Here is an 8,698-nt window from a genome sequence, read left to right as displayed (position 1 = left end):
GGATGATGGCCTCGATGATGGCGGCGTCGTCGGGGTCGGTGGTGATGTCGCGCACGAAGCTCTGGTCGATCTTGATGGTGTCGATCGGCAGGCGCTTCAGGTAGGACAGCGACGAGTAGCCGGTGCCGAAGTCGTCGATCGACAGCCGCACGCCCATCTCCTTCAATGTCGTGAGCCAGGCGATCGCCTTTTCCTCGCCGTGGATGGCGATGCTTTCGGTGACCTCGAATTCGAGGCAGTCGTGCGGCAGGTCGAGTGCGCCGAGCGTGCTGATCACCTCGTCGAGGAAGCCTTCCTGGTGCAGCTGCACCGGCGACAGGTTGATCGCGATCGGGATCATGCCCAGGCCCGCCATCTGCCACTCGCGGTTCTGGCGGCAGGTTTCGCGCAGCACCCAGCTGCCGATCTGGCGGATGATGCCGCTCTGTTCGGCCACCGCGATGAACTGGCCGGGCGACAAGAGGCCCAGGCGCGGATGGCGCCAGCGCACCAGCGCCTCGGCGCCGATGATCTGGCCGGAGGCGAGGTCGACCTTGGGCTGGTAGTACACGACGAATTCGTTGTGCTCGAGCGCGCGCCGCAATCCGCCTTCGAGCTGCACGCGGCGCGCCACCTCTTCCGTCATCGCGTGCGTGTAGAACTGGAAGTTGTTGCGGCCCGACGATTTGGCGTGGTACATCGCCAGGTCCGCATGCTTGGTCAGGGTCTCCGCGTCCAGCCCGTTCTGCGGGTAGATCGCGATGCCGATCGAGCCGCCGACGTGGATCTCGTGCCCGGCGACGCGCTCGATGCCGGCCAGCGTGTCGAGCAGCTTGCGCGCGACTTCGGCCGGGGCGAAGTCGTCGCTGATGTCGGGCATCAGGATGATGAATTCGTCGCCGCCCTGGCGGCACACGGTGTCGCTCTCGCGCGTGGCGTCGCTGAAGCGGCGCGCGATCTGCTTGAGCAGCTGGTCGCCGACTTCGTGGCCGAGCGAATCGTTGACGTGCTTGAAGTGGTCGATGTCGACGAACAAAAGCGCCAGCCGCTTGTGCTCGCGCCCGGCGCGCGCCAGCGCGCGGTCGAGCCGGTCGTTGAGCAGCGCGCGATTGGGCAGGCCGGTCAGCACGTCGTGGTTGGCCAGATAGGTCATCTGGTTGGCGGCGCGGCGCGCGGCGCTGACGTCGTGGAACACCAGCACGGCGCCGAGCAATTGGCCGTCGCGGTCGAGCAGCGGGGCGGCCGAGCTTTCCACCGCATACTCGTCGCCCTGGCGGCTGATCAAGAGCGTGTCCGCCGACAGCTTGCACACCTCGCGGTGGGTGAGCGCCAGGCCGACCTGGCAGGGCGCTTGTTCGCGGGTCTTTTCGTTGAGGACGCAAAACACCTTGTTGATGTGGCGGCCGGCCGCCTCCTCGCTGCTCCAGCCGGTCATGCGCTGCGCCACCGGGTTGAGGTAGGTGACGCGGCGTTCGGTATCGGTGGCGATCACGCCGTCGCCGATCGACTTCAGCGTCACTTGCGCCCGCTCCTTCTCGGCATGCAGGTCGCGCTCGATGGCCTTGCGCGATTCGATCTCGGCCTGCAGCCGGTGGTTGGCTTCCAGCAGCTCGCGCGTGCGGGCGTCGACGCGCTGCTCCAGCGTCGCATTGAGCGCCGCCAGTTCGGCCTGGGCGGCTTGGCGCTCGGCCACCTGGTGCTGCAGTTCGCGGATCGCTTCCTGCAGCTGCGCGGTGCTGGGCAGCTTGAGCGCCTGCGGGATCAGCGGCCACAGGAGGATGGCGGTGAGCGCCGATATCGCCGCGGTGGCCAGCCGCACGCCGGCGTCGATCCAGTAGTCCGGATGCCAGATGGTCCAGACCGACAGCAGGTGGGTGGTGCCGCACAGGAAGATGAACGCCGAGAACAGCTTGAAGACCCAGTTGAAGTGGAGATCGCCGCGCTTGCGCACGAAGTAGGTGAGGGCGGCGGGGATCGAGTAATACGCCAGGCCGATGCCGCCGTCGCCCAGGATATAGGCCCACAGCAGGGACGGCGTCCACAGAAAGCAGTGACCGTGCGGCATGAAGCCCGCGCCGCCGAACCAGTTGCCAAGCGTGTCAAGCATGATGACCTCCTGCGGGCGCGCCGATGCGGCTTCCCGCTCCCAGAATTCTCGTTGCGTCGTTCAATGGACACCGGCCGGATGGATGCGGCTTTCCCGATACCAGTGTTCGTACTCGTCCGCCGACAGCGGCTTGCTGAAATAGAAGCCTTGCGCCTGATCGCAGCCGCGGCTGCGCAGGTAGTCGGCGACCGTTTCCGACTCGATGCCTTCGCCGGCCACCTGCAGGCGCAGCGAGTGGCCCAGCGCCAGCACGGAATCGATGATGGTGCGGCTCCGCGTGTCGCGCCCGATGCCGTCGATGAATGAACGGTCGATCTTCAGCATGTCCAGCGGCAGGCTGCTCAACAGGCCGATGCTGGAATAGCCGACGCCGAAGTCGTCCAGCGCGATGCGCATGCCGAGCGCGCGGATTTCCTGCAGCGCGCCGATGGTGTCGGGCAGGTCTTCCAGCACGGTGCTTTCCTTGAGTTCGATCTGCAGGCAGGACGGTTCCATGCCGCGCAGGCGCATGTTGTCGCCCAGGCTGGCGACGAAGGAGCGCTGCCGCAGCTGCTGCGGGGCGACGTTGATCGCCATGTTCATCGCCGGCAGGCCGCGCGCGCGCCAGCGCTGGTGCTGCCGGCATACTTCGCGCGCCACCCATTCGCCGAGCAGGTTGACCAGCCCGGCGCTTTCCGCCACCGGCAGGAACTGCGAAGGCGCCAGCGGTTCGCCGTGCGCGGTGGGCAGGCGCAGCAATGCCTCCACTGCGGCCACCTGGCCGCTGCGCAGGTCCAGCACCGGCTGGTAGTGCAGCGCGAGATCGCCGTGCTCCAGCGCGCGCCGCAGCTGCAGTTCGATCGACAGCTGGCGGTCGGCGCCGTGCTCGGGCGAGGGCGCATAGAACTTGTAGCACTTGCGCCCGGATTTCTTGGCGATGTACATCGCGCTGTCGGCGCACTTGATGAGCGCGTCGACGTCGTCGCCGTGGCGCGGATAGAGGCTGATGCCGATCGACGGCGACAGGTGCAGCTGCAGCTCGCCCACGTAGTACGGCTCGCTGACGCGCTCGACGATGTGATGGGCGACGGTGGCCACATCGTGCGCGGCGTCCGGATGCGGCAGCACCACCACGAACTCGTCGCCGCCCAGGCGGCCGACGATGTCCTCGTGGCGCGTGCATTCCAAAAGGCGCCTGGCCACCTGCTTGAGCACCTGGTCGCCGACGTCGTGCCCGTGCGTGTCGTTGATCGGCTTGAAGCGGTCGAGGTCGATGAACAGCAGCGCGCCGTTGCGCCTGGTGCGCTGCGCGACCGCCAGCAGATGGTCGACGTATTCGAACAGCAGCGCGCGGTTGGGCAGGCCGGTGAGCGCATCGCGCTGCGACGCCTCGCGGATGCGCTGCTCGGCCAGCTTGCTGTCGGTGATGTCGAGCGTGGTGCCGACATAGCCGGCCGAGGTGCCGTCCGGCCCGGGCAGGATCTGGCCGTTTACGCGCAGCCAGCGCAGCGCGCCGTCGCAGTGCCGGTAGATGCGGTAGACGGTGTCGAAGTGGTCCGGGCCGCCCGGCTGCATCATCCTGCGCGCCACCCGGTCGATCGTCGGGCGCTCGTCGGGATGGACGGTATCGATGTACATCTCGTAGGTGATTTCGCCGTCGAGCGGCAGGCCGTACATGCGCCGGTTGGCCTCGTCCCATACCAGCGCGCCGCTGTCGACGCGGAATTCCCACAGGCCCAGGCGCGCGGCCTGCGTCGCCAGCCGCAGGGTTTCCTGGCTGCGGCGCAGCGCGTCGGTGGTGCGGCGCAAGTCGTCGATGTCGGTGGACGCGCCATACCAGGCGAGGATGCGGCCGTCGCCATCCCGGCATGGCATGCCATGCGTGAGGAACCAGCGATAGCTGCCGTCGGCGCAGCGCGCGCGGTGCTCGATGCGGTACTCGGTGCCGCTGCGCAAGGATTCTTCGCAGGCGGCGCGGGTCCGTTCCATGTCGTCCGGATGCACCGGCGCGATATAGTCGTCGCCGGATTGGAGATGCAGGCCGGTGACCTGCCGAAAACGCGCATTGACATAGCTGATGCGCCCTTCCGGCGTGAGCACCCAGACCGGCTGCGGGATCGAATCGATGATGGTGCGCAGGCGCAGCTCGCTTTCGGCCAGCACCTTGTCCGCTTCCGCGCGCCGGCTGACGTCGCGTACGAAGGTCAGCTGGCCGATGCACTGTTCGTCGAACCGCACCGGCGTGTGGCTGACCGACACGTCGACCGCCGAGCCGTCCTTGCGGAAATAGGTGGCGCGCATGTCTTCGAGCGCGACGCCGGCCACATACCCCTGGTGCGCCGGACATTGCGCGCGCGGATAGGGCGAGCCGTCCGGATAGTGGTGGTGCACCATGTCGTGCAGGTACTGCCCCTGGAATTCCGGCGCGCTATAGCCGAACACCCGCTCGGCGGCGGGATTGGCATAGAGTACGCGGCCCTGATTGTCCGCAAAGAAAATCGGATCGACCGCGTGTTCCGCGATGATCTTGTAGGTTTCGATGTCTTGGTGCACGCCCCACCTCCACGCGCGGGCAGGCGGCGGGCCCGGCTTGCAACGGTAATGAACGGCAAGACCGTGTCTGCCGGCAGTGTCGCTAGCGCCGCGAAAAACCCGTGTGTTTTTCGACCGGTCAATAACGGCTAGGTTCAGCAGGGGAAATTCGTTTGCTGCGATGCGGGCAGCCGGCTGCGCCCGTCATGGGAAACGATGGGAAACGCCGTGCCGAACGGGCTAAGGCGCCGTGTCCGCTCCTGGCCGGTGTTGCCTGCCGTCACGGGTGCCGCGCATCGCGATCCTGGCTTCATTCTCCGGCATGCATCTGTATCGATGCAGAAACTTTAAAACCACATGGAAACTGGTTGATGTGCCTGCCAGAAATGAAAGCGGCCGCGCGGATTCGCGATTCAAAAAATTGGCTCTGAATGTCATCAATTGTGCCTACAAGAAGGCAAGTGCTCCGTTTAAATTATCAATTCATCAACAACCATCCGCCCGCTGTTCCGTTGCAACCGGCAGCGGGCATCCGGTCCGGGCAAGCATCGGCCCCTCGGACCCATCGGACATCCCGCGAGATAACCATGAAACGACTGATCAAACTGATTCCCTTGGCACTCATGATGTGCACCCTGCCGGTTCGCGCGCTGGAGGCGCTGCCGCCCTCCCGCATGGATCCGCCGCGCACCTTCCGCATCGAGGTGCTGCAGGTCACCGACATCGAGCCGTATCAGCAATCGCTGGACGGCTTTTTGTCGACGCTGGGGGACAACGACATCGAACAGGGGAAGAACCTGGAAATCCACCGCACCAAGATCGACTTCGACATCGAGAAGGGCGGCTTCTGGGACAAGGTCGGCGTGCTGTTCCGCGTGCGCCAGGAAGCGCACCGCATCGCCGAGAGCAAGCCGGACCTGGTGCTGACCATCGGCACGCCGGCCACCAAGTACGCGCGCGCCATCCTGGAAGACGCCCGCATCCCGGTCGTGTTCACCGCGGTGGCCAACCCGCTCGACGCCGACTGCACCTCGCTGATCGACGGCGGCCCGGGCGTGACCGGCTCGACGCTGTACACCGACATGTCCGAGTCGCTGCGGATCGTGCAGCAGATCTTCCCCGCCGTGCAGCGCATCGGCATGGTGCACACCGACGACGAGAATGGCGTGGCGCACGTCAAGGCCGCCAAGAAGACCGCCGGGGAGTTGAAGATCGCGGTGTCGTCGCGCGAGGTGAACAAGCACGACAACATCGTGCCCTCGCTCAAGGAGCTGCACCGCGACGGCGCGCAGATGTTCGCCGTCCCGCTCGATACCTACTACGGCCTGCGCCGCTACGAGCCGGCCACCGACCTGAGCGATTTCGGCGCCGAGCACAAGCTTCCGATCGTCTCGTTTGCGATGGTGCGCGTGCCGGGCGCGGTGCTCTATGTCGGCGCCGACTTCCGCGCCGTCGGCAGCCTGGCCGGCACCCAGGCGGTCAAGATCCTCAAGCGGCGCGTCAAGCCGGATGTGCTGCCGATCCTGCGGCAGGAAAAACCGACCGTGCTGCTCGATCCGGAGCGCGCGCATGCGCTCGGCGTGACGCTGCCGTCCACGCTGGTCGGCACCAGGTTCCCGGGCAAGGACGGCTTCCTGCAGGTGCGCGTGGACGACTGACGCTTGGCGGCGGCCCACAAAAAAACCGGCGTTGCGCCGGTTTTTTTGTGTCGGGCCCGTCGTGTCGGATCGGCGGTGCGGCTACCTGATCGGCAGCTTGGTCGTGTTCTTGACCTCCTCCATCACCGCATAGGTGTGCGTCTCGCGCACGCCCTTCAATTGCAGCAGCGACTTGCCGAGGAATTCGCGGTACGCATTCATGTCCTTCACGCGCGCCTTCACCAGGTAGTCGAAGCCGCCGGCCACCATGTGGCATTCCTGCACCTCCGGGATCACCTGCACGCTGCGCTTGAACGCCTCGAACACCTCCGGCGTGGTGCGGTCCAGCACCACCTCGATGAACACCAAGAGCGACACGTCGAGCAATTGCGGATTGAGCTGCGCGGTATAGCCGAGGATGTAGCCCGCTTCCTGCAGCTTGCGCACGCGCTCCAGGCAGGCCGCCGGCGACAGGTTCACGCGCGAGGCCAGCTCCACATTGCTGATGCGGCCGTCGTTCTGCAGTTCAGAAAGGATTTTCTTGCTGATCTTGTCGAGCATAGTGCGCCCATCGTAAAAATTTTGTTCGGCAAGATTGTCCCACAAAATACAAAATTTCGATACGCACTCCGATTACCAGAATTAATCCATACGATTCCTCACTACAATCGAATCATCATTTTTTGATGACGGATTTCCCATGTTGATTGCTTCCCGTGAAGTTACCTCTTCCATCGTTCCATTTGCCGCTTTGCACGACGAAGTGCTGCAAAATGCCACGCCGCTGCGCGCCGCGATCACGGCCGCCTACCGGCGCGACGAACGCGAAGCGGTGCAGTGGCTGTTGTCGCAGGCGCGCGACAACGCCATCGCGCACAGCCGCATCCAGGCGCTGGCTGCCGACCTGGTGCAGACCGTGCGCGCCAAGCGCACGCGCGCGTCCGGCGTCGACGCGCTGATGCATGAATTCTCGCTGTCGTCGGAAGAAGGCGTGGCGCTGATGTGCCTGGCCGAGGCGCTGTTGCGCATTCCCGACCACCAGACCGCCGACCGCCTGATCGCCGACAAGATCAGCAAGGGCGACTGGAAGCGCCACCTGGGCGAATCGCCTTCGCTGTTCGTCAACGCCGCGACCTGGGGCCTGCTCATCACCGGCAAACTGGTCGGCACCAGCAGCGAGCAGGGGCTCGGCTCGGCGCTGACCCGCCTGATCGCCAAGGGCGGCGAGCCGCTGATCCGAAAAGGGGTGGATCTGGCCATGCGCATGCTGGGCAACCAGTTCGTCACGGGCCAGACCATCGAGGAAGCGCTGGCCAACAGCCGCGACAACGAGGCGCGCGGCTACCGCTATTCGTACGACATGCTGGGCGAGGCGGCGCTGACCGCGCAAGACGCGGCGAAATACTATCGCGCCTATGAAGAGGCGATCCATGCGATCGGCCGCGCCTCCAACGGGCGCGGCATCAAGGACGGCCCCGGCATCTCGGTCAAGCTCTCCGCCCTGCATCCGCGCTATTCGCGCGCGCAGCGCGCGCGCACCATGAACGAACTGCTGCCGAGCCTGAAGAAGCTGCTGCTGCTGGCCAAGCAGTACAACATCGGCCTGAACATCGACGCCGAAGAGGCCGACCGCCTGGAACTGTCGCTCGACCTGATGGAGGCGCTCGCGTTCGATCCGGACCTGGCCGGCTTCGACGGCATCGGCTTCGTGGTGCAGGCCTATCAGAAGCGCTGCCCGTTCGTGATCGACTACCTGGCCGACCTGGCGCGCCGCAGCAAGCGCAGGTTCATGGTGCGCCTGGTGAAGGGCGCCTACTGGGATGCCGAGATCAAGCGCGCGCAGGTGGACGGCATGCCGGGCTATCCGGTCTACACGCGCAAGGTGTACACCGACGTGTCGTATCTCGTGTGCGCGCAGAAGCTGCTGGCCAACGCCGACGTGATCTATCCGCAGTTCGCCACCCACAACGCGCACACGCTGTCGTCGATCTACGTGTGGGCGCAGGAACAGGGCGTGAAGGACTATGAATTCCAGTGCCTGCACGGCATGGGAGAAACGCTGTACGACCAGGTGGTGGGCGAGGAAAACCTCGGCAAGGCCTGCCGCATCTACGCGCCGGTCGGCTCGCACGAGACGCTGTTGGCCTATCTCGTGCGGCGTCTGCTGGAAAACGGCGCGAACTCGTCCTTCGTCAACCAGATCGTCGACGAGAACATCCCGGTCGAAAGCCTGATCGCCGACCCGCTGGCGACCGCGCAAAAGCTCGGCGGCGAGCCGCATCCGAACATCGCGCTGCCGGTCAAGCTGTTCGGCGGCGAGCGCGACAATTCGGCGGGCGTGGACCTGAGCAACGAAAACACGCTGCGCGACCTCGACGCCGTGTTCCAGCGCTTCGCCGCGCATCAATGGCAGGCCGCGCCCCTGCTGGCCGAAGGCACGGCCGACGGCGCGCCGCAGCCGGTG

The 8,698-nt window shown here is 65.7% G+C and carries 5 protein-coding genes; 2 read left to right on the top strand and 3 right to left on the bottom strand.

Annotation, left to right across the window (positions count from 1 at the left end):
• Together A6M56_RS02190 and A6M56_RS02185 are read right to left on the bottom strand one after the other, a co-directional pair.
• Positions 1 to 2,086 (bottom strand): putative bifunctional diguanylate cyclase/phosphodiesterase (locus tag A6M56_RS02190; RefSeq protein WP_286757702.1); only part of this gene is annotated, 2,086 nt, incomplete at its 3' end.
• Positions 2,087 to 2,146: 60 nt separating this feature from the next.
• A complete protein-coding gene (locus tag A6M56_RS02185) occupies positions 2,147 to 4,618 on the bottom strand; it encodes a sensor domain-containing protein (protein ID WP_286757701.1) in 2,472 nt (823 codons plus the stop codon).
• A gap of 566 nt (positions 4,619 to 5,184) precedes the next feature.
• On the opposite strand from A6M56_RS02185, the gene A6M56_RS02180 reads away from it, so the two are divergent.
• Complete coding sequence (locus tag A6M56_RS02180; RefSeq protein ID WP_286757700.1) at positions 5,185 to 6,255, top strand: ABC transporter substrate-binding protein; 1,071 nt, start codon at positions 5,185 to 5,187, stop codon at positions 6,253 to 6,255.
• Between the two features lie 81 nt (positions 6,256 to 6,336).
• Here the strand turns inward: A6M56_RS02180 and A6M56_RS02175 are convergent, their stop codons facing one another.
• Positions 6,337 to 6,795 carry an Lrp/AsnC ligand binding domain-containing protein gene (locus A6M56_RS02175; protein WP_040038917.1) on the bottom strand — a complete coding sequence of 153 codons (459 nt, stop codon included), beginning with the start codon at positions 6,793 to 6,795 and terminating at the stop codon, positions 6,337 to 6,339.
• 139 nt (positions 6,796 to 6,934) lie between these two features.
• On the opposite strand from A6M56_RS02175, the gene putA reads away from it, so the two are divergent.
• Positions 6,935 to 8,698: bifunctional proline dehydrogenase/L-glutamate gamma-semialdehyde dehydrogenase PutA (gene putA / locus A6M56_RS02170; protein ID WP_286757698.1), on the top strand; the 1,764-nt coding region annotated here is incomplete at its 3' end.

The sequence above is a fragment of the Ralstonia sp. RL genome (assembly GCF_001683835.1).
In the GTDB taxonomy this organism is placed as follows: Bacteria; Pseudomonadota; Gammaproteobacteria; order Burkholderiales; family Burkholderiaceae; genus Ralstonia; species Ralstonia mannitolilytica.
The sequence above is the reverse complement of the archived record's forward strand: the minus strand, read 5'-3'. Positions and strand labels throughout refer to the sequence as shown.